At 62.9% G+C, this 21,066-nt stretch carries 15 protein-coding genes; 5 read left to right on the forward strand and 10 right to left on the reverse strand.

Going from position 1 to position 21,066, the window contains the following annotated elements:
- Positions 1–129: 129 nt before the first annotated feature.
- The 4 genes from O6W96_RS18350 to O6W96_RS18365 all read right to left on the reverse strand — a co-directional run bounded on the left by O6W96_RS18350 (position 130) and on the right by O6W96_RS18365 (position 6,390).
- The gene (locus O6W96_RS18350) at positions 130–1,692 is read right to left on the reverse strand and encodes a carboxylesterase/lipase family protein (RefSeq protein ID WP_353470867.1); all 1,563 of its coding nucleotides are present in this window, start codon (positions 1,690–1,692) and stop codon (positions 130–132) included.
- The gene (locus O6W96_RS18355; protein WP_353470868.1) at positions 1,671–2,561 is read right to left on the reverse strand and encodes a LysR substrate-binding domain-containing protein; all 891 of its coding nucleotides are present in this window, start codon (positions 2,559–2,561) and stop codon (positions 1,671–1,673) included. Before O6W96_RS18355 ends, O6W96_RS18350 begins: the two co-directional genes overlap by 22 nt.
- Positions 2,562–2,592: 31 nt before the next feature.
- The gene (kdgD, locus tag O6W96_RS18360) at positions 2,593–3,531 is read right to left on the reverse strand and encodes a 5-dehydro-4-deoxyglucarate dehydratase (RefSeq protein WP_353470869.1); all 939 of its coding nucleotides are present in this window, start codon (positions 3,529–3,531) and stop codon (positions 2,593–2,595) included.
- Between the two features lie 675 nt (positions 3,532–4,206).
- A complete protein-coding gene (locus O6W96_RS18365) occupies positions 4,207–6,390 on the reverse strand; it encodes a penicillin acylase family protein (protein WP_353470870.1) in 2,184 nt (727 codons plus the stop codon).
- A gap of 34 nt (positions 6,391–6,424) precedes the next feature.
- Here O6W96_RS18365 and O6W96_RS18370 point away from each other — a divergent pair, with 34 nt between their 5' ends.
- Positions 6,425–7,753 carry an amidohydrolase family protein gene (locus O6W96_RS18370; protein WP_435372245.1) on the forward strand — a complete coding sequence of 443 codons (1,329 nt, stop codon included), beginning with the start codon at positions 6,425–6,427 and terminating at the stop codon, positions 7,751–7,753.
- A gap of 136 nt (positions 7,754–7,889) precedes the next feature.
- On the opposite strand, the gene O6W96_RS18375 is transcribed toward O6W96_RS18370, so the two are convergent.
- Both O6W96_RS18375 and O6W96_RS18380 read right to left on the reverse strand, forming a co-directional pair.
- Positions 7,890–8,384: a nucleoside deaminase gene (locus O6W96_RS18375; RefSeq protein WP_353470871.1), complete on the reverse strand. Its 495-nt coding sequence runs from the start codon at positions 8,382–8,384 to the stop codon at positions 7,890–7,892.
- Positions 8,385–8,442: 58 nt separating this feature from the next.
- The gene (locus tag O6W96_RS18380; protein WP_353470872.1) at positions 8,443–9,882 is read right to left on the reverse strand and encodes an aminotransferase class I/II-fold pyridoxal phosphate-dependent enzyme; all 1,440 of its coding nucleotides are present in this window, start codon (positions 9,880–9,882) and stop codon (positions 8,443–8,445) included.
- A 128-nt stretch (positions 9,883–10,010) separates the two neighbouring features.
- On the opposite strand from O6W96_RS18380, the gene O6W96_RS18385 reads away from it, so the two are divergent.
- The 3 genes from O6W96_RS18385 to O6W96_RS18395 all read left to right on the forward strand — a co-directional run bounded on the left by O6W96_RS18385 (position 10,011) and on the right by O6W96_RS18395 (position 12,285).
- The gene (locus O6W96_RS18385; protein ID WP_353470873.1) at positions 10,011–10,226 is read left to right on the forward strand and encodes a hypothetical protein; all 216 of its coding nucleotides are present in this window, start codon (positions 10,011–10,013) and stop codon (positions 10,224–10,226) included.
- A gap of 65 nt (positions 10,227–10,291) precedes the next feature.
- Entirely contained in the window at positions 10,292–11,161 is an 870-nt protein-coding gene (locus O6W96_RS18390) for a LysR family transcriptional regulator (protein WP_353470874.1), read from the forward strand.
- A 323-nt stretch (positions 11,162–11,484) separates the two neighbouring features.
- On the forward strand, positions 11,485–12,285 hold the full coding sequence (locus tag O6W96_RS18395) for a class I SAM-dependent methyltransferase (protein ID WP_353470875.1): 801 nt from the start codon (positions 11,485–11,487) through the stop codon (positions 12,283–12,285).
- A 153-nt stretch (positions 12,286–12,438) separates the two neighbouring features.
- Here O6W96_RS18395 and O6W96_RS18400 read toward each other — a convergent pair whose 3' ends face one another.
- Positions 12,439–12,939 (reverse strand): peptide-methionine (S)-S-oxide reductase, encoded by a 501-nt coding sequence (locus O6W96_RS18400; RefSeq protein ID WP_353470876.1) that lies wholly within the window; start codon positions 12,937–12,939, stop codon positions 12,439–12,441.
- Between the two features lie 314 nt (positions 12,940–13,253).
- Positions 13,254–14,516 carry a PQQ-dependent sugar dehydrogenase gene (locus O6W96_RS18405; RefSeq protein ID WP_353470877.1) on the reverse strand — a complete coding sequence of 421 codons (1,263 nt, stop codon included), beginning with the start codon at positions 14,514–14,516 and terminating at the stop codon, positions 13,254–13,256.
- 763 nt (positions 14,517–15,279) lie between these two features.
- On the opposite strand from O6W96_RS18405, the gene O6W96_RS18410 reads away from it, so the two are divergent.
- Positions 15,280–16,896: a M28 family peptidase gene (locus tag O6W96_RS18410; protein WP_353470878.1), complete on the forward strand. Its 1,617-nt coding sequence runs from the start codon at positions 15,280–15,282 to the stop codon at positions 16,894–16,896.
- A gap of 265 nt (positions 16,897–17,161) precedes the next feature.
- On the opposite strand, the gene O6W96_RS18415 is transcribed toward O6W96_RS18410, so the two are convergent.
- Positions 17,162–19,339 (reverse strand): putative bifunctional diguanylate cyclase/phosphodiesterase, encoded by a 2,178-nt coding sequence (locus O6W96_RS18415; RefSeq protein ID WP_353470879.1) that lies wholly within the window; start codon positions 19,337–19,339, stop codon positions 17,162–17,164.
- Between the two features lie 263 nt (positions 19,340–19,602).
- Positions 19,603–20,070: a hypothetical protein gene (locus tag O6W96_RS18420; RefSeq protein WP_353470880.1), complete on the reverse strand. Its 468-nt coding sequence runs from the start codon at positions 20,068–20,070 to the stop codon at positions 19,603–19,605.
- Positions 20,071–21,066: the final 996 nt, after the last annotated feature.

Here is a 21,066-nt window from a genome sequence, read left to right on the forward strand (position 1 = left end):
CTCCCCCGCCAGGGGAGGTGTCTGGCCCTCGCCAGACGGAGGGGGAGGTAAGGGGGGAACGACGGTTCCGTGTCCTCCCCCTCCGTCACTTTCGGTGCCACCTCCCCCTTGTGGGGGAGGATTGGAGGATTATCCGCCGGGCTTGATATACGGCGCGACCGCGAACAGCAGCCGCTCCTCACGCCGGGGATCGTCCTCGGTCCGCACCGTCCGGTCAAAGATCATCGTCGAGCGCCGCGCCAGGTCATAGCGCCGCCAAGCCGGCACGCTTGCGCAGTTTGGATCACCTGTGCGTGCCATCGCAATGAACGCATCCGCCATCCGCCCGGCAAGCCGCCGCGCCTCCGGGGCATCACCCGTACGAGCGCTCGGCTCGCGCGTATTGTCGAATACCAGCCCGATATCGAGCGTATGGAACGCGCCGAGCACGCCGCCCGCTTCCGGCGAGGGAAAGTCGAGCTGATACATCCAGGTCGGCGCACCGATCTTCGCGCGTTCCTCCGCCTGGATCAGATGCCCGGGCCACGACCTACCCGCAGTCGATGCCGCCAGCAGGATCTGCCCCGGCGTCCGATCGGGATAGAGTTCGCGGTAACGGCGGATGACGTGATCGGGCGCGAGGTCCTTGGTCATCTCGCGCACGAGCCGCTCGGGAAGATTATCCCAATTCGTGTCGCCACGCTTCAGGATCGCGCCGATCCATAGCCCGGTTTCGTCATGCGTATTGCCGACGATCAGCGGGATATGCGCCGCCTCGCCAGGGGCGTCGGGATAGAAGGGATGCCGCGTCAGGACATGATGATCGAGCGTCGAAGTGAAGCTGAGTTCGCCCTTGCCCTCGATCGGGTCGGTCATCGCCATCGCCTCGACGAGCCGCTCGACCGGCAGTGCCTTGAGCGCCGCAAAATCGCCAGCGCCGGCCTTCGACATTAGCGCACGCGAGCGGATCGTCGCGTGGTTCGGCCCGGCGGCCGTGACGTGCTGGCCGCTCATCGTCGCGGCGGCGTGGAACAGCGGCCGCGCCTCCGCCATCGCCATCAGTGTGACGATCTTGGCGCCGCCGCCCGACTGGCCGAACAGCATCACCCGCCCCGGATCGCCACCGAACGCCGCGATATTGTCGCGCACCCATTGTAGCGCGAGGATGATGTCGAGATTGCCGACATTGCCCGATTCCGCCGGCCCGTCGAGCTGCGCGAGATACGCATAGCCTAGCGCCGCCAGCCGGTGGTTCAGCGTGACGACCACCACGTCGCCGCGCCGCACCAGAGCGCCGCCGTCATACAGCGGATCGGATCCCGACCCATGCGCGTGCGCGCCACCGTGGATATAGACCATGACCGGCCGTCGCGCCGCGTCGAGGGCGGGCGTCCAGACGTTGAGGAACAGGCAATCCTCGCTGGGCGGCTCGGTCGCCTTGGTCTGCGGGGAGGCGGCGCCGTAGCGCGTGGCATCCGCGATCTCGGTCCACGGCGTCGGCGGCACCGCACGCGCAAACCGGCGCGCGCGCGTATCCGCGCCGTAGCGCACGCCACGAAACACCAGCACGTCGTGCTCGACCGTCCCGCGCACCCGGCCGTATCGCGTCTTCGCCACCGGATCGCCCGGTGCGCGCGCCGCAACGAGCGTCGGCGTCGCCGCGATACCGGCGAGCACCGCGCGCCGATCGATCACGCCGCAGTTTCGGCGCACAGCCGCCGCATCGGCTCCAGCGCCGGGTTACTGTTGTCGCGCCGCCACGCCATGTGCAGCTCGACCGGCTTCTCGGGCTCGGTCGCAAGCCGACGGAACTGCACGTCGTTCATGTGCAGCCCCGATGCGGATTCCGGCACGATCGCTGCGGCCAGCCCCGCATGCACGAGCCCCAGCATAGAATGGATCTGCGTCACGTGCTGGACATAGTGCGGCGACACGCCCGCACCGTCGAACAGCCCGATAAGCATCTGGTGAAAATACCCCGCGCCCTGCCGCGCATACATGATCAGCGGCAGGCCATCGAAATCACTCAGTTCGAGTACCGCCTTCGCCTGTCGCGGATCCCCCGCGGGCAGCGCGACGACAAGTGGCTCGACCTGTACGCAGACGGTGTCGAACTCGTGACGATCGAGCGGCGGTCGTACGAAGCCGATGTCGATCAACCCGGTCAGCAACGCATCGACCTGATCGGTCGTCACCATCTCGCGCAGTTCGAGGTCGATATTGGGCAGGCTCGCTCTCGCTTGCGCGACGATCTGCGGCACCAGATTATACCCCGACACCGCGGTGAAGCCGATCGCGACGCGTCCCGCATCGCCCTTCGCCACGCGCCGCGCCGATAGCGCTGCACTCTCCGACAGCCGGACGATCCGCCGCGCTTCGATCAGGAACACGCGGCCGGCAGGCGTCAGGCTCACCTGCCGGCTGGTGCGTTCGAGCAGCGTCACGTCGAGGATTCGCTCGAGCAGCTGGATCTGCCGGCTGAGCGGCGATTGCGTCATGTTCAGGCGCTGTGCCGCGCGCCCGAAATGGAGTTCCTCGGCGGCGGCGACGAAGCAGCGAAGCTGGCTCAGTTCGAACATCATCGCCGCACTATCCGTCGGTTTTCGCCCGCTGTCACGCCGCCTTGGCAAGAGCGGTGGGGGCGACCTTCTCGATCAGCACGCGCAACCGCTCGTCCTCCGCCGCCGACAGATCGGTCAGCGGCGAGCGCACCGGCCCGGCATCGCGCCCGACGACGCGCATGCCCGCCTTGACGATCGACACCGCATAACCTCGGCCCTGGTTGCGCAGTGTGATGTAGGGCAGCACGAAATCGCGGAGCTGGTTCAGCACCTCGACCCGGTCGTCAGCGCGCACCGCCTTGTAGAAGGCCAGCGCCCATTCGGGAAGGAAGTTGAAGATCGCCGACGAATAGGTCGTGACGCCCATCGTCAGATACGGCGTTGCGAACGTCTCGGCGGTCGGCAGGCCACCGATATAGGTCAGCCGGTCGCCCATCCGCGCATAGACGCGCGTCATCAGCTCGATGTCGCCGACACCGTCCTTGAAGCCGACCAGATTGGGGTTGCGATCGCACAAGCCCGCCAGCGTATCGTCGTCGAGGATCGCATTGTCGCGGTTGTAGACGATCACGCCTAGCCCGGTCGCCTTGCAGACCGCCTCTACATGCGCGGCGAGCCCTTCCTGCTTCGATCCGACCAGATAGGGGGGGAGCAACAACAGGCCGTCTGCGCCAGCCTTCTCCGCGTCGCGCGCAATTCCCGTTGCGATCGCGGTCCCGTAGCCGCAGCCCGAGATTACCGGCAGTCGCCCGCCGGCTTCGGCCACCGCGGCGCCGACGACCTGGGCGACTTCGGCTGGCGTCAGCGAGAAGAACTCGCCCGTGCCGCCTGCCGCGAACAGGCCGGACAGTTCGTGCTCAAGCATCCATGCGCAATGCTTGCGATATTCGTCCTCGACGAACGCACCGTCCGCATCGAAATGGGTGACAGGGAACGACAGCAATCCGCCGCCAAGGCGCTGCGCCATCTCGGTCGGGCTCATGGTCGTCATAACGTGCATCCCCTCGATCGCCTGGTCCGCCCTCATGTCGCGGCCAATCCGGGGATCTAGGTAGGTCGCACGGCCGCGCGGGTCCAAACCAAAGGCGCGCTCGATCGTTGCGTATACTAGCTCGATCTCGTTGGGGCATGATCTTCCTACCGCACGGGCCTTGGTAGTATGTGGATTAGATCGCAATCTTGACACTATCTATCGGTGGAATCGAGATCGGACGACAACCCACGGATGGTCGGGCAATCGGCGTTCCAAATATGTCACTCCACGACTGCCATGGCTGTTTGCCTTCCATGTGTACCGTACAGAAAGCGGAGCGAGTTGACGTCCAACCAAATGAACGAATGGCCAACGTAGGAAAGCGGGAAAGACCGCGCGAATGTCGTGGTAATCTTGTTCTTGAGGACCGCTGCCGCCTTTCGTGCAAATATGAACCAGCGTCCGAAGTTGGGAAGCGAGGGGCGGGACGTGAGCGTCCAATTGTGGGTCCTTTGGGCATCTGAGAGACGGAAAACGCCATCATCCTGACAGTTTCTACAAACAATCTCGGCCCAGCGACTTCGGCGCTGCTCTCGCGTATAACTCGGCAACGGCTCCATTCGCGGAGTAGTTTAGAGATAGCGGAGAGCCAGAATTCAGGCGCGGTGACGTAGTGCGCGGGCGGGCGCGACGTCACCCGCCCGGGCGGTAGCTGCGCTCGACGTGGCCCTTGAGGTCATCGGGATAGAAATAGACCGGGCGCAGTCTGCCCTCCGCATAGCGCTGCGTCTGATCGGCGAAGTGCGGTGATGCCGGATCGCCGCTCTGGCCGCCAGCCATCACCGCCATCGCCTTCACGCGCGGGCCGAACTCGACAACCGCGACGAAGCTGTTGCCGCTGGTGCCGTAATAACGCTTCGTGCCGGGCCAGGGCTTGGCGCCGAACGACGCCAGGCTGCCCCATTGTGCTGAGGTGAACGGCACCGGGATCGATGCGTGCGCGTCGTTGAAATGCGGCTGGATCGCATCATCGAGCCGTTGGAAGCGGTTGATCTGCTGCCACGGTGTGCGCCAGTCGCCGAAGTCGCGCGTCAGGCGATCGACCGCGGCGGACAGCGCGGTAAGCTTGGCCTCGGGCGACACGCGTGCGGCGATGTAGTCGGGCACGTTCAACCGCTCGGCCTGTGCGAAGCTGCCGACCTCGCGCCACAACTGGTCGCCCCAAAACACCGCCAGGCTGGTCGCGACCGAGTCATAGCTCCAGCGGTGACCCCATTTCTTCAACAGCGCGATCGGCTTCGCGAGCGACGCCCGCCGTGGGTCACGGGCAGGCAGCGCGTGCCAGGCCTCGACCAGTCCGGGGAGCAATCGCGCAAAGGCGGGCAGATAGGAATCGTACGCCGCGGCACGCAGCGTGTCCGGCGTCCAATCGCGTTTGCCGGTCAGCAGCAGGTCGGCATGGACGCCGCGCGCATTGCCGCCGACCTGGTCCATGTACTTCGGATAGTCCGCCGCCTTGGGGCTGTCCGGCCCCGCCGCGCTCCAGGGCCAGTCGTTGGTGTTGTGCGCCCAGCCGGTCCGCGGGTTGGCGACGCTCGGCAGGCTGGCGAGCGTGTGGAGCCCGTGCCAGTCGGTCGCGGGATCGCTGCCGTCGACGGGACGGGTGTAGTCGAACCGGTTGCTGCGGATCGGCATGAACTGCGGCATCAGGAACGCGATTTCGCCCTTGTCGTCGGCGAACAGCGTGTCGTTGGACGAATTCGCCTTCCGCTCGGCAACGGCAATGTAGTTCGCGAGGTCGGTCGCCTTGGTCCGCAGATAGCTTTGTTCGAGCGCGGGGACGGGTTTCCACATCAGCGCGGTCGCGATCCAGCGTCCGGCCTTGATCGCGACGATCGGCCCGTGATGCGTCGCGTAGGTGGTGAAGCGGCGCTCGCCCATCGCGCCGTCGGCCCGGCGATAGCGCAGGACGACGGTGCGTGTGGTGACTGGGCGCACTTCGCTGCCGTAGCGATAGGCATAGCGGTCACCGGTCCGTGCGATCCATTCGGCGAACTCGTCGATATTGTCGACCGTCGCGGAGGTGTGCATCCAGCCGGCCTTCGCGTTGAAGCCTTGGTACACGAAAAACTGCCCCCAGGTGCTAGCGCCATACGCGTTCAGCCCTTCGTCGCTCGTCATCTGCGCCTCGGAGCGAAAATAGAAGCTGGTGTGCGGGTTGATCAGCAGCAGTGCGCGGCCGTTCGCGGTGATGCGGGGTGCGATCGCGATGCCGTTAGACCCCGACGGCTCGCGCGGGATCATGCCGCGTTCCTCGGGCGAGGGCGGGGTGGCCTTGCCGTAGAACGTCTTCAGATCGCCGAGCGAGATCCGCTCGATATCGCCGCCGATGCTCCCTTCCGTGAAGCTGAGCGCCATCCACGGTTCGAACCGGGTGAGGACCTTCGGCTTGGTCTGCGGATGCGTCGCGAGATAATAATTTAGCCCGTCCGCCCAGGCCTGCATCAGCGCACGCAACCAGGTCGGGCTGGCGGCATATTGGCTCTTCAGATCCGCGGGATTTACGAACAGCCGCTGGCGAAGGTCCGCCCATACCGCGTCTTCGCCGTCTGCTTCAGCGCTACGCCCGAGCGCGGTCAGGTAATTCGCCTCGATCCGCGCGAAATCGTCCTCCGCCTGCGCGTAGATCAGTCCGAATACCGCATCCGCGTCTGATCGCCCACGGATATGCGGGATGCCCCAGTCGTCGCGCGTGATCGTGACGCGCGCGGCCTGCGCTTGCCACCGCGCCATGTCGGTCGGTGGCGCACTGGGCGCAGCCGTCAGCAGGGCCAACAGGATCACCGGATTGCGCGCACGCCGAAGGAGCTTATCCATGGTGGCAGCGTAAGGCGGGAACGAGGGAAAGACCATGCGGTGGCTGACGACGATAGTGCTGACGTCCGTGGCGGTTCTGCTCGGACCCGCAACCGCGGTACCGGCGTCCAATCCCCGATCGACGCTGCTGAAACCCGCGGGTGTTTTCGATGGTGCGGACGGGATCGTCCATGCCGGCTGGCAGGTGCTCGTCTCGGGCGACCGGATCGTCGCAGTCGGCCCCAATCTGCCGGTTCCCAACGATACGCAGACTGTCGAGCTTGCCGGCGATACGCTGATGCCCGGCATGATTGAGGGGCACGGGCATCTGTTCCTGCATCCGTATAACGAGACGAGCTGGGACGAGCAGGTCCTGCACGAGCCGCTGGCGCTGCGCACCGCGCGCGCCGTCGCAAACGCAAAGGCGACGTTGCTCGCAGGCTTCACCAGCGAACGCGATCTCGGCACGGAGGGCGCCGGCTATGCGGATGTCGGGCTGAAGGCGGCGATCGACCAGGGTATCGTGCCGGGCCCGCGGTTGTCGGTCGCGACGCGCGCCATCGTCGCGCTCGGCGCCTATGGTCCGAAGGGTTTCGAACCAGGCGTCGCGGTGCCGCAGGGTGCCGAGGAGGTGTCGGGCGTCGACCAGATGGTGGCCGCGGTGCGCCGCCAGATCGCGGCGGGTGCGGATTGGGTCAAGCTGTATGCCGACTATCGCTGGCGACCCGGCGAGGAGAGCCGTACTACGCTGAGCCTCGATGAGATGACGGCTGCCGTGACGGCGGCGCACGACGCGGGGCGGCCGGTCGCCGTCCACGCCGCGACCGCCGAGGGTATGCGCCGTGCGGTCTCAGCCGGTGTCGACACCATCGAGCATGGCTATGGCGGTACCCCCGCGATCTTCGCGGCGATGGCCGCCAAGCGCATCGCGCTCTGCCCGACGCTTGCGGCGTCGGATGCGACCTCGCACTATCGCGGATGGAACGGGAGCGAACCGGCGCCGCCCGCGGTCGAACTGAGCCGTTCGAGCCTCAAGCTCGCGCTAAAGGCTGGCGTGCCGATCTGCGTGGGCGGTGACGTCGGGGTGTTCGCGCATGGGCAGAACGTGCGCGAGATGGTATTGTTGGTCGATGCCGGGATGCGCCGTGCAGACGTTTTGTTAGCCGCGACCTCGGGCAACGCGCGGTCGCTCCATCTTGGCGACACGCGGGGCACGGTCAAACCTGGCCTGCTGGCCGATCTGATTGCGGTATCGGGCGACCCGACTACCGATATCGGCGCCCTTCGCCGCATTCGAATGGTTATGAAGGGCGGCACCATCGTCCCGGACTCGTCCTCGAGCCATTCACCACCGTCCCCTATCCGACAGTCAGAAGATGAATGAGCCTCGGGTTTAAGAGACGGGCAACTGGACGACGAATGTCGCATTTTGGGTCGTCGCAAATATGCGGGGGAGGGCGGCTCATCTAACCTTTGCCTAGCAGCTGTCGACAGTTCGTCGTCTTTCGTTTGCTGCATGCTTATAGGTTAGCCTGGTCTTCCTCGCTTAGTTCAGCCTCGGGACCGTAATAGAGTTCCGCGCAGGCTTCGCGAAGGCAGCCGCCCTCAATTTTGATATCGTCCCGATAGGCGTTGCCGATAAACCCAAGCGTATCTACGTGTTTGGCTTCGAAATACATCGGATGCACATCGCTGCGGCCGGCGCCGTAAACGACGCGGCCGACTTTCGACCAGATCGTTGCCATCGTGCACATGCCGCACGGCTGAAGCGTTGAGTATAGCGTTGCCCCGCGCAGCTCCAGTTCTCCGGTTTGCTCACAAGCCCGACGGATCGCCATCATCTCGGCATGAGCGGTCGCGTCAGGCAACTCCTTGGTCTGATTGCGTTCGGCGGCAATCACCTTCCCGTCTAGCACGATGACGCATCCAAGCGGCGAGGTTGAGGGATCGGATCCTTTGGAGCGCGCGACGTCTATCGCCATTTGCATCCAGTGTTCGTCCGTATCGGTCTGCATTGCGTATCCACCTAATTGCAGTTGCTGTCAGATTTGGCGTGGTGATCCGGTTGCTGCGTCAACTCTGAACCACCCTGACGGTCGCTTCTGTGGGATCGACCGGATCCATCACGAAAGCCCCAGCATTACGGTTCGCAACAAGCCATGCGACGTGCGCAGCAGTGATGCGCTGGCCCGGCACCAGCCGAGGGACGCCAGGCGGCGCAGGTGCGATCATCTCGGCTGCGACCCTTCCCGCAGACGCCTCGTATGCGACCATCTCGGCAGGGCCGTATAGTGCCGTCGGCCCGGGCATCGCCATGTCGACGGACAGGGTGCCGATCCCGGGCACAGGCGAGATTGCCGGCAGGATGGAGGGATCGGAACCGAGCTGCTTCACGAGATCCTGCAGGCCACGGACGAGTTTGCGGAGATCGGACCTGGTTGTGCCCAAGGACAGAACAGCCAGAATATGCCGGGCGTCGGACAGCCCCATGCTGATCCGGTGATGCTTGTAGAGCCAGTCATCGATAGCATACCCCGATACGCTCAGCGCCGAAACGTCGATCAGCACTTTCGTGACGTCCAGACTGGCATCTGGCGGCAAATGATCATGACCGAACACGCGCAGGGGGGCGATACCGGCAATCGTCTTGCGGACCTTCTCCGCCAGCGCAATGACGCCGTTCCACATCTGCTCCCCGTTCAACGCGTGATCTCGCCGGGTCGCGTCAAGCGTTGCTAGGATCGGTACTGATGGGCTGGTGGTCTCGAACAGCTCATAGGCCATCCACAATCGCTGGCGATCGATCAGGTCGCCCTTGGCGACGATTACCGATCCCTGCGCGAGGGCCCCCATCGTCTTATGGGCGCTATAGACGGCGGCATCCGCCCCCTTGGTCAGCGGATCGTCAGGCAGTCCCTCACAAAATGCGAACGCACCACCCCAAGCGGCATCGACGATCATGGGAATACCGTGATCGTGACAGACAGTGGCGAGTGCCGCGATATCGCTCGTCACGCCGTAATAGGTTGGGCTGACGACGATGAACGCCTTGGCGGTTGGATTGGCCGCCAAGGCGGCGTTCAGCGCCTGCGGCTCAACACCCTGCTCAATGTCCCATTCCCCGTCGATCTGGACCGGCACGATGGCGGCATTGAGCCCCGTCGCGAGCGCAAAGGTACGCTCGGCCTTGTGGGCATTCGCCGCGACCAAAATGGTGTCACCTGGTCCGGCGACCGAGGCCATAACCGTGTGAAGACTCTGGGTGGATCCGCCGGTTACAAACCGACAAAAGTCTGCATTCCAGGCCTCCGCCGCTATCTCATGCGCACGTTGAAGGGCCAGCTTGCCTTCGGTACGGTCGTCGAGCCCCTTCGGCGTCAGCACGTCGGCTTGGAAAATGCGCTTGCCGAGCAACGCCTTCATCCCGCCAGGAATGGCTGAACCCTGATTGTGGCCCGGCGCTCCAAATCCGATGATCGGCCTCTTCTCGATGGCCGCCAGCGCATCGGCCAACGGCGCACTCTTCTGATCCATGCCGAACCCTCTCCTGATCGAGTGGGTGAAACGCACGGATACTGGAAAGCCCCTCCACGATGGTTGATCTGCTTTATCAAACAAGCAGATATCCGCCAAAGGCGGATATGAATCAAACCTTCCGCCTAGCGACCAAGGGTGCGACCTGTTCAGCGGGCACCGCGACGATCGCCGCGTTGAATTGTTCGTTGCCGATACGCCACTGGCCGTCATGGGACCCGTCATCAGTCAGGGCGTCGATGGCCGTGTTCCAGCGGACGTCGCCGTCGCATGCCATCGCGCGGATCGGCGCGTTCATCGCCAGCGTCCCGATCCACGCCTGAGCGCCGGCGGGCGACCAGCGTGCGACGTGGCCGTCTCGCGCTTAGTGGCTGAAGGATGTTCAGGAATGGATCGTGATCTTTGGTCCGGTCTTGCGGTGTTCGAAACGATCGTCGAGGCTGGCAGCTTCGCGCGAGCGGCGACGCGGCTTAGATTGTCCGCCTCCGCTTTGAGCCATGCGATGCGGTCGCTTGAGACGAAACTAGGTGTCCGGCTGCTCTACCGTACCACCCGGTCGCTGGCGCCGACGCCCGCAGGCGAGGAACTGCTGGCGCGGCTGAGGCCGGCGATCGCCTCGGTCGCGGGCGCACTGGCCGATCTCGACAATGCTCGCGAACGGCCGGCGGGGCGGATCCGGGTCAGCGCGCACCGGGTTGCGGCGATCTACGCCATCCTGCCGCGGCTGGCTGACTTTGCGCGTGCCTATCCCGACATAGCCGTCGAACTGGTGGTCGACGACGGGTTCGTCGACATCGTCGCGGACCGCTTTGATTGCGGGGTCCGGCATGCTCAGACCCTGCAGGCCGACATGATATCGGTCCGTATCAGCGCGCCGGTGCCGCTCGTCTTCGTCGCCGCGCCGGCCTACCTCGCCGATCATCCCGCTCCCGTCGATCCCGATGATATCGCCGCCTATCGTTGTCTGTGTTACCTATATACGTCCTCTGGCGTCGTACACCGCTGGAGATTCGAGCGGGACGGCCGGACGGTGGAACGGTCAGTCCGCGGCGACTTCATCACCAACGATATCGACTTGATGCGCGACGCTGCAGTGGCAGGGCTAGGGGTGACTTGCCTGACACTGCCACATGCCGCGCTGAAACGGGCCGCCGGTACTCTGGTCGAAGTGCTGGCCGACTGGGCACCCACCTTCCCCCGAACCACCTCTATTATCCGAGCCGACGTCAACCGACTGCCGCCTTTCAGGCCCTCGTGACGGCAATGCGCGTGTGATTGCAAATGTGCTTTGACAAGATTGAGAGCAGTTGATGATCTGGATGACCACGAAGCGCTTTGGTGAGCGACGTCGCCGTCAACTTTCAAAGACCTAAGGGCATGAACGAGTGTCTGAAGCTGGGAAACGGGAAGGCCGGTCCGAATGTCTGGAATTCAGCGCCGGGGGGCGGCGTGGTGCCGTCGAAAGCACGAAGTTGCGGATGGGAATGGTAGTCATCTGACTGTTGGCGGAGGCCATCGAGATTGTGCGGCCGGCTCGCGCAGGGCATTGTTGCGGATGGATCGCTCAGGGAGTGTAACGCTATGAACCGACTGCTCGCCGCCTTGACCTGTGTCGTCGCGTTTGGCGCTACGGGGGTGGGGGCACAATCCGTTGCTCCCTCGAAGGATATCGTTGCCGCGCTCGCATCGCCAACGCGGACGCCAGCGAACCGCGCGCGTGATCACTACCGTCACCCGGCACAGACATTGGCCTTTTTCGGCATTAAGCCGACGCAGACGATCATCGAATTTCTGCCGGCGGGCGGCTGGTATACCGAGATCCTCGCACCGCTGGTGAAAGGCCGGGGGCATTATGTTGCGCTGGTGCCGACCGCGCAGGCAGAGCGCACCCGCAGCGCTTTTGCCGGTAAGACTGCGGAGTATGGCGTGACGCAGGTCGCGACGATCGACTTTACGACCGGAGCGTATTCGATCCCGGCGGGAAGTGCGGATGTACTGCTAACGTTCCGGAACGTCCACAACCTCCTGATGCAGGACGACCCCGCCGTAGCAGGCCGCGTGTTCAAGGCGTTCTACGCGGCGCTCAAGCCGGGTGGCGTACTCGGTGTCGTCGATCATTGCTTGCCGGAGGAAATGGAAACGGCGCGTGAAAAGACGAGCGGCTACATCAAAAGATCGACTGTCGTTCGGCTGGCGCAGGAGGCGGGCTTTGCACTAGCCGCAGAATCGCGGATCAACGCCAACCCCAAGGATACCCACGACCATCCGGAAGGCGTCTGGACGCTGCCACCGAGCTATCGATTGAAGGACGTTGATCGCGCGAAATATGCTGCGATCGGCGAGAGCGACCGGTTCACGCTACGGTTCGTAAAGGCGCAATAATCGCACTGGTTTGCAGACCTGCACACAGCGTACCGAAGGCGGTTTGATCTAGAGGGCAGCGGCGAAGACTACGTAGATCGCGATAAAATCGCGGCGGGGCAGAGGAATAGCTTGGGTCGCGGCCGCGTCCTGGCATGACAGCCGTCGAAATCGCTATCGCCCTGCGTCGCCCTCGGACAGGACATGCCGGGCGAAGTCTCGTCGGATCGCATCCAGCTTGGGGTCGATATAGCGTTGGCAGAACGGTCGGGTCGGGTCGGTATGGTAATAGTTGCGGTAGCGCTCTTCCGATGATCGGAACCCGACGAGCGGCAACACCTTCGTCCGAACAGCGCTGTCAACTTTCTGCCTGAGCCGGGTGATCACCGTATCTGCCCGATGTCGCTGGTCGGCAACCCTAAAATAGACAGCGCTGCGGTAACGCCCGTTCGGCGAATAGCCGCTGTTCGCCGAATGGGTGCGCAGATGGACCTCGATCAAAATGTCGAGCGAAATGATCTCAGGATCGAAGCGGACCACCACTCCTTCTGCCCAGGCATCGTCGGGTGCGGTCGATTGCAGGAAGCCTTGATTGACCTGGGAGACGCCGCGCAGGATTTGAAACACGCCTTCGGTGCACCAATGACACCCGCCGCCGAAGCCCGCCGTTTCCATGCTCACCTTCTTCACCCGGTCCGGCGAGATGCCCTTCCGCTTTCTGCGTTTAATGGCGGCAACGTATAGCGCTGGTCGGATCGCGGCCTAGCATCGGCCTGGCCGTCTTTCCGACTGAGCTTACACGCCGACGGTGCTAACCGATACCGGCCGGATTAAACCGCTAGACAACACCTGAACGAACGGCTGGTTTCGAGATACGCTCAAGCCGCTCTGAACGTCCACGACTGAGTCTATCTGACCGGGCTTTCACCCTCAGATGCCTCTCCTCGTACGTTGGCCACAAATTTGAAAGCTTAGCGTGGGTCAGTTAATCACGCGCCCCGCGTCGTTGTAAGCCGCAACAACCGGCCGCCAGTGCCGTCCTCGAGTATCCAGAGCGCGCCGTCGGGGCCAGTCATCACCGCACGAATCCGCGCGCCCATGTCCCACCGCTCGGCCTCACGTGGCGTCGTGCCGTCGAAGGCGATGCGGATCAGCGCGGTGCTGGCCAACCCGCCGACAAAGGCCGACCCGCGCCACTGAGGAAACATGTTGCCGGAGTAGAACGTGAAGCCAGCGGGCGCGATAACCGGGTTCCAGTACAGTGCGGGTTCTTGGAACTCGCGCCGGCCGGCGGGCGACGTGATGGGCGTATCGTCGTAGTTTTTGCCGTAGGACACGATCGGCCAGCCGTAGTTTTTGCCGGGTTCGATGAGGTTCAGTTCGTCTCCGCCCTGTGGTCCCATCTCGATCTCCCACAGATGTCCTTGTGCGTCGAAGGCGAGACCGTAGGCGTTGCGATGACCCGTCGACCAGGTTTCTGCCGGAGTCAGATTGGGGGCGGGGATCGTCATATTATGGGTTGGAGCTGTAGCGACCGATCCGGTATTGGCCGGTGGATCAAAGACGGGAATAGTCGTTCTGCCGGTCTTGCCCGCACCGGGATTGCCCGGTGCGGGCTTGCCGTCGAGTGTCAGGCGCAGGATCTTGCCAAGCGCCTGGTCCGGGTCCTGCGCAGGACTGAAGCGCTGGCGCTCGCCCGAGGTGAGGAACAGATATTGGCCGTCGGGCGAGAAGGCGATGTACCCGCCGAACTGGCCGCCCGCACCGCGAGGAAGCTGGCGCCAGATCACCTGAAGTCCTTGCAACACCGGCTTGCCAGCAACAGTTCCGAGCGTCGCGCGCGCAAGAGCGAGGCCGTCCCCGCCTTCGCCCGGCTCGGAATAGGTAAGGTAGACGTGGCGGTCCTGTCCAAAGGTCGGGGCGGCAGCGACGAAGAGCAGCCCGCCTTGGCCTTCGGCATGCACCGCCGGTACGCCGCCGACTTCGGTTTTGGTACCGGTGGCCTGAACCAGCCAAAGGTTTCCGGGCTTCTCGGTGACGAGCATCGCGCCGGCGGGTAGGAAGGTGAGCGCCCAGGGAGTGTCGAAGGTCGCGACCGATGTTGCCTTGAACGGCTTGACCTTGGCCGGCGTCGACCCGCCATAATTTACCGGCGGGGCAACCCGCTGCGCTTCGGGCGTCGCGGTCGTGGCGGACGAGCCGCACCCCGCGAGCGATACCAGGGCGAGGCCGATCAGAGTAGGACGGAGCATTATCAGCCTTTCGATAGGGGAGCTGTTTTGGCGATCGGGTTCGAGTGACGGGCAGGGGGTTCCGCGTGTGTTGCAGTATGCGTTCGTCGGCTAGCAAATTCCGACCGGTTCAGGAAATCGTCGGCCGGTCAGTACAGACGGCCAGTCTTGCATGAACCGCTCAAATGCACCCTTCCAGGCCGAATGCCACCGCGACAACGCCCGACGGTTCTCGATCAGTTCGGCGGCCGCCCAGGTGATACGCTTCGCAACCTGTTTGGGCGTGGTCTCATTGTTTGGCACAGGATGTAGAAATCAGCTGCCGCGACCCGCTCGAACAGCAGCGCCACGACCGGCTCCGGCGTCCATACTGCGTCGGGTTTATGGGCGAAATGCTTGGTGGCGCCACGCACAGTCATGCCGGTTGAGGTGAAACCGGGGATGAGTAGATGTGTGCTGAGCGACCAACGATCTCTTCCGACGTACCGTCCGAGTAGACGTTGGCGGTGTCAGTAATGTTGACCCCGCGTTGACGGCTGCCGGTAGGACGGGGCGACTGGTTTCCTCGTCGAGTGTCCAGGCGATTGCCGCGGCCGGGGATGCTGAAAGGTCATGCACCCGAGCCGCAACCGCAATACGTCAAGGCCGGTGGTACCGAGTTTGGTGTAGTCCATGATTGCGTACCTCGAGAAGTTCATGTGCCGGACGAACGGCGCGGTGATGCAGTCCGATTGATTGTCGTCTCGCGCTTGTGTCAGTGCCGGTTCGCGGTCATCCTATTGTAATGAAACGTTTGCTTCCCCTCGTCCTCCTCCTCACCGCTGCGACCGATCCGGCACCACCGATCCTGTCCGCCGCCCGGATCAAGGCCGATGTCCGCGCGCTCAGCGCCGATGATTTCCATGGCCGTGGACCGACGCAGGTGGGCGAAACAGTAACGCTCGCGTTCCTTGATGCGCGGTTCAAGCAGCTTGGTCTGAAGCCGGGCGGCGATGAGGGATATCGCCAGACGGTACCGATGCTCCGCTGGACACGCGATCGTGCCAGTTTCACGCTTGATCTGGGGGGCGCCAAGCGGGCGCTCACACCCGGCACCGACGTCGCGGCCAGTTCCCGGATCGTCGGTACCGCCGGGTTGGACCACGCAGCCATCGTCTTCGTTGGCTATGGCGTTGTCGAACCGCGCCTCGGCTATGATCCGTACCGCGGCGTGGATGTGCGCGGTAAGGTGGTCGTGGCGCTCGCGGGCGATCCGGATGTCGAGGCGGGGCGCGATCTCGGCTTTGGTGGCCGGGCTTCATCTCCCGCGGTACGCACAAAGCTCGCCGAGGCGCAGAAACGCGGTGCGGCCGCGTTCTTTCAGATCCACGACACGTTCCCGTCGAGTTACCCATGGCTTCAACTTGCAAAGGGCGATGCCGTCCCGGGATATGCGCTCGACACCGGCAGCCTGCCCGCTGCATTCGGTTTGCGTGGAACCGTGCGCAATGACATCGGCATCGCGCTGCTCAAACAGGGTGGTCTCGACTATGCCGCTGCAAAGCTCGCCGCCCAGAAGGCCGATTTTGAGGCAGTCGAACTCAAGGGCGCGTATCTCACCGCGGCGACGACTGTCTCTCTTGACCATGTCGTCAGCCACAACATCGTCGGTATCCTGCCCGGCACTGATCCTGCCGCCGGCAGTGTGCTGTACGGCGCGCACTGGGATGCGTATGGCGAGAACGCGTTCGATCCGCCCGCGGACCGCATCCGCAACGGCGCGATCGACAATGGTACTGGGACCGCGACGCTGTTGGAGATCGCCCGCACCTTCGTGAGTGCGAAGCGACCCCGGCGTTCGGTAGTGTTCGCCCTGTGGACGGCAGAAGAGAAGGGACTGCTCGGCGCAAGCTGGTATGCCGATCACCCCGTACTGCCGCTCGCAATCACGGCGGCGCAGTTCAATCTCGATCCGCATGTCGTCTTGGGCCGGACGCGTGATCTCGAGCTGATAGGTGTCGGCAGGACGCCGCTGGAAATCGACCTAGTGCGCGTCGCTGCTGCACAAGGGCTCAAGATCGTGCCCGAGGAGAATACCGAGGCAGGCTGGTACTACCGGTCTGATCACTACGCCTTGGCGCAGAAGGGCGTGCCCGGTGTGTATTTCCGTGCGGGCCGCGATCTCATCAATGGTGGTCTCGTTGCCGGGGAGCGGGAGCGCGCGCGCTACAACGCGGCATGCTATCATCAGACTTGCGACGAATTCGATCCCCGCTGGGACATGACGGGCGCCGCGCAGGAGGGCAGCGTTGCCTATGGTCTCGGTCGCGAGATCGCCACGGGACGTAGTTGGCCCAGCTGGTCCGCGGCCGAGCCGTTCGCTGCGGAACGAGCAAAGTCGCAGGCGGCCCGACACCCTTAATTAAAATGGGACTTCTCGCAGCCACTCGTGCTCGCGACGCATAACTGGCAAAATGAACGAGTGTCGGATATCGGAAGTTGCGCGAAGTCGCGTTAACTTCCGGTATTGGGTCTGACCGCCACCGCGGCATCGCACAGGTCGGCGAGATAACAGCATTGCTGCTTGTCGGCGCTAATGTCCAATTTACAACAGCGGTCGGCGCAATGTGTAGCAGTTGGTCGTTGGCCGGCCCGCATCGATCGGCACCCTCAAATCAGGATGCGATCTAGGTCTCGGCGCTTGGAGGATCTACTAGAAAGTGACGGGCGAAGTCGCTTGCCGATACCGGCCTGCCGTAGAAATAGCCTTGGCCAGAAGCGCAACCCCATTCGCGCAGACGGGCAATTTGCTCCTTTGTCTCAATCCCCTCGGCGATAACGTCGAGTCCGAGGCTGTGGCCTATGGTGATGACCCCACGTACGATCGCAGCGCTGTGACGATTGCTGCATACGTCGCGTACGAAGCTTCGATCGATTTTGAGGCGCGTGAGCGGAAAGTCCTTGAGTGTGCTGAGCGACGCGAAGCCCGTGCCGAAATCGTCGAACGCGATGCCGACCCCACGCTCACGGAGCTTTCGCAATGGCGCCAGGTCCTCGTCGTCATGCCGGAGCGCAATCGTTTCAGTTATTTCGAGCTCCAGATCGCCCGGCACGAGGCCATGGCGAGCGAGCGCTGCCTCGACCACCTGGCTTAGCGTCCCGGCACGCAGCTGTGCCGCGAACAGGTTCACGCTCATGCGCAACGGCGGGAGACCCTGGTTGCGCCAAGCCACAAGGGTCTGGCAGCTTTTATCAAGCACCCAGCAGCCGATCTCATAAGCGAGCGGATGCGTCTCGAGCACGGTGATAAACGCCGCAGGAGGAAGAAGACCGCGCACCGGATGATTCCAGCGAAGGAGCGCTTCGGCACCGATAAGCACCCCATCTGCGAGCCGCACTTGTGGCTGGAAATGAAGTTCGAACTGCTGCTCGCTGATTGCGAAACGCAACTCATCCTGAAAGGCGCGCACCGCTCCAAGTTGATCTTCGAGACCAGTGTCGAACAGGCAATAGCGCCGTCCGCCTTCGCTTTTCGCCTTAAATAAAGCAAGGTCCGCGCGGACGAGCAGTTCCTCGCTGTCCTCGGCATGGAGCGGCGCTATGGCAATGCCCACGCTTCCCGAGAGATGCAACTCGTGGCCCGACACGGAAAACGGGCGGCGGATTGTCTCGATGAGGGCGTTAGCCCGCACCGCCACTTCGTCGACACCGATTTCGATGGGAAGCAGAGTCGCGAACTCGTCGCCCCCAAGCCGCGCCAGGATTTCAGCCGGGTCGCTGGTCGCCGACAGACGCAGCGCGAGCGCCTGTAGCAAAGTGTCGCCGACCGCGTGACCAAGGCTATCGTTGATGTTTTTAAAGCCATCGAGATCGAGCACGAAGACCGCAGCCTTGCCGTCGCGTTCCAGCCGTTCCTCGATCCGCTTAAGGAAACTGTGGCGGTTTAGCAGACCGGTGAGCCCGTCATGGTTGGCCATATGGTGGAGCCGTTCCTCGCCGGCTCGCCGCTCGGAAATGTCCTGGATCTGAGCGCCCATGCCAACCCCGTAGGGACCGCGCCATACCGAAAGTGATAATTCTGCGGGAAACTCCGAGCCATCGCTTCGCCTCGCCAGTACTTCGACCGCCCGGCCGGTCATATGCGACGGCGCCCCGGAAGCCACGCGCGCCAGTCCTTCGCGGTGCGCCGCGCGCAGCCGTTCTGGAACAATCATATCGACGGTGCAGCCGATCGCCTCAATCTGGGGGCACCCGAACATCCTCTCGGCGCCCTCATTCCAAAAGGTGATGCGGCCCGCCGCGTCCGTCGTGATCAGCGCCTGGTGCGCCACATGAGCGAAAGGCACCAAGATATCCGAGATGCGATTGACGAAGCGCCGCTCGATTCTGTCCATGGCTAGCGCCGCGACCTGCTGTAGGAACGAAAGGTCTTTGCCGGCGAAGCTGGGTCGGGGCGCTCGATCGAACACGCACAAGGTGCCGATGCTTAAACCGTCCGGCGCCGTCAGCGGAGCCCCGGCGTAAAAGCGCATCCCGAGATCACGCACTATGGGATGATCGCGAAACCGCAAATCGGCGCCTGCGTCGGGGACGACCAAGGGCGTGCCAGTCGCGACCACGGCCAGACAGAATGAGTCCGCCCGCGGAAGCGAGGCGATGTCCATGCCGACCTGCGACTTAAGCCAAATATCAGTTTCGCCGACGATACTGAGAAGGCAGATGGGAGTTTGCAAAACATCGGCAGTCAGACACGTGATCTTGTCGAGATCGTTTTCGGGAAGCGATCCGAAGACCGCGTAGCGCTCTACAGACGCCAGCCGGCGACTTTCGTTACCGAAAATGTGCGGTGACTCGACGAACGACACTATAGCGGGACCTCAAGACATTAATCCAAAGGACAGTCTCCCTCGGGCACGGTTAATATCTAGCTTTCATGAGGCCGTGGCCATCTGCATGAACGAATGGCAGAAACGGGGAAGCCGCCAGGCCGTCTCGAATCCCCGCAAGCGGGTCTGGCCGGAAGCTGTAAGGCAGGGCGTGCTCGCCTAATATCAGACGCTCGGATGCCGTATCGGGGCTTCCGAAACTGCCATTCGTTCAGGACGATCTTTCTCACTACAGCACCGGACTAAACGGAACGCGTGAACGCCCCGTCAAAGCCAACGGTCAGCTTGCCCTTTTCTGGAACGTTGAACCAAGCTGCGCTCAGCTCATCAATCCTGACGCGTATCGCCTCGATCTCTTGCGTCGATACGGGAGCGACCGCATGCCCGCTGGCCGCACAGCCATGCTCATACATTGCGATGGCGTCGGAGGCGCTGACCCTTCCGCTCCACATTTCGGCTTGGAAGGTCTCGACAAGCCGCTCGATCGCGTCAGCCACCTCATCGCCTTGGGGCGAGAAGCTCGCCGGCTGGCCTTCCCGTAACAAAGAAAGGAAGCCGCGATGCGGCACGACGCTCTCGACCGCATAGTGGATCATATCGTGGGGGATGATGCCCTGTTTCGGGCATTGAATCATCTCTAGGGGTAAGCCGCTGCGCTCGATATGCAGATTATCGTACTTCCCAGTGCCTTTTGTAAACGTAAGATGCACGCACTAGTCTCCTTGCGTTTGCAATCCAGCAAAGTCCCGCGCGGGTGGCAAGACCGGTGGCTAACGCCCAAACATGGACATTCAATCAGGCCATACCTGCCGTCGAAAGCGGCCGATCGGTTCGCCCGACCTCATCCAGTATTTACAAATCCTAGATAATTTTGGTCCAATTTCCAGAATCTAAAATCTAATTTAGGGAATTCAGATGCGAAAAGATATTCTAGGATTTTGCATCGTAGCGTTATTAGTTTCGACCAGTGCAAATGCACAACTTGCGGGCCTACTCGGAAAAAGATTTGGACTTCCATCAGAGGGCGAAGTCGGCGGATCGTATCAATCAAATAACCAGATAAGAACGTACATTACGTCAGAGCCATATGATAATTCATTGTTATACGAAAAACTTATAACCAAGGCGTCTGAAATGGCGGCAGACCGAGGTTTTTCGCATATTGGTGTCACGAAGAACAGCTGCACAACCGCTATAATTGGGGGAACCCCCCGCTCAACAAGCTGCTACCTGATAGCGGTTATGCTAAATGAGCAGGAAACCGCTAAATCTCGTGGGGGCCGTGAGGTTCGGTACTATTCTGTAAAAACCGTTAGTAGCGGTGTGATAGCGCCGCTACCCGCATCAAGGTAATAGCGCGACAACTTGACTCCCGATCAACGGCCCTTTTCTGAAAAGCGGCTGCGCCACGCAGTGTCTGCTAACACTGGCCGCCTACCCAATAACGGCCAGTCCGATTTCCTTCCCATCATGACATTCGCGAGCGGATAGACGGGCTTCAAAATCGGTCATTCGCAAAGATGAACCAACGTCTGAAGTTGGGAAGCGAGGGAAGGGGCGTGAACGTCCGGTTCTGGGTCCGATGCCGCCCGAGGCGGTCCGCTGTTCAAGGTGATGGGTTACGGACGAACGGTTAGGCGGCTCCTGAAAAGGAGCTGCTGCGCACGATGCCTCCGCTTATCGAGAGCCGAGATCGGCTGCCTGCC

The sequence above is a fragment of the Sphingomonas faeni genome (assembly GCF_040407495.1).
Classification (GTDB): Bacteria; Pseudomonadota; Alphaproteobacteria; order Sphingomonadales; family Sphingomonadaceae; genus Sphingomonas; species Sphingomonas faeni_D.

What these genes read in the sequence shown, in the direction of transcription:
- O6W96_RS18395 (WP_353470875.1), top strand. Translation starts at nt 11,485, where the DNA reads ATGAACCGACTGCTCGCCGCCTTGACCTGTGTCGTCGCGTTTGGCGCT.
- O6W96_RS18385 (WP_353470873.1), top strand. Translation starts at nt 10,011, where the DNA reads ATGAATCAAACCTTCCGCCTAGCGACCAAGGGTGCGACCTGTTCAGCG.
- O6W96_RS18370 (WP_435372245.1), top strand. Translation starts at nt 6,425, where the DNA reads ATGCGGTGGCTGACGACGATAGTGCTGACGTCCGTGGCGGTTCTGCTC.
- O6W96_RS18365 (WP_353470870.1), bottom strand. Translation starts at nt 6,390, where the DNA reads ATGGATAAGCTCCTTCGGCGTGCGCGCAATCCGGTGATCCTGTTGGCC.
- O6W96_RS18355 (WP_353470868.1), bottom strand. Translation starts at nt 2,561, where the DNA reads ATGATGTTCGAACTGAGCCAGCTTCGCTGCTTCGTCGCCGCCGCCGAG.
- kdgD (WP_353470869.1), bottom strand. Translation starts at nt 3,531, where the DNA reads ATGACGACCATGAGCCCGACCGAGATGGCGCAGCGCCTTGGCGGCGGA.
- O6W96_RS18400 (WP_353470876.1), bottom strand. Translation starts at nt 12,939, where the DNA reads ATGGAAACGGCGGGCTTCGGCGGCGGGTGTCATTGGTGCACCGAAGGC.
- O6W96_RS18390 (WP_353470874.1), top strand. Translation starts at nt 10,292, where the DNA reads ATGGATCGTGATCTTTGGTCCGGTCTTGCGGTGTTCGAAACGATCGTC.
- O6W96_RS18405 (WP_353470877.1), bottom strand. Translation starts at nt 14,516, where the DNA reads ATGCTCCGTCCTACTCTGATCGGCCTCGCCCTGGTATCGCTCGCGGGG.
- O6W96_RS18375 (WP_353470871.1), bottom strand. Translation starts at nt 8,384, where the DNA reads ATGCAGACCGATACGGACGAACACTGGATGCAAATGGCGATAGACGTC.
- O6W96_RS18410 (WP_353470878.1), top strand. Translation starts at nt 15,280, where the DNA reads ATGAAACGTTTGCTTCCCCTCGTCCTCCTCCTCACCGCTGCGACCGAT.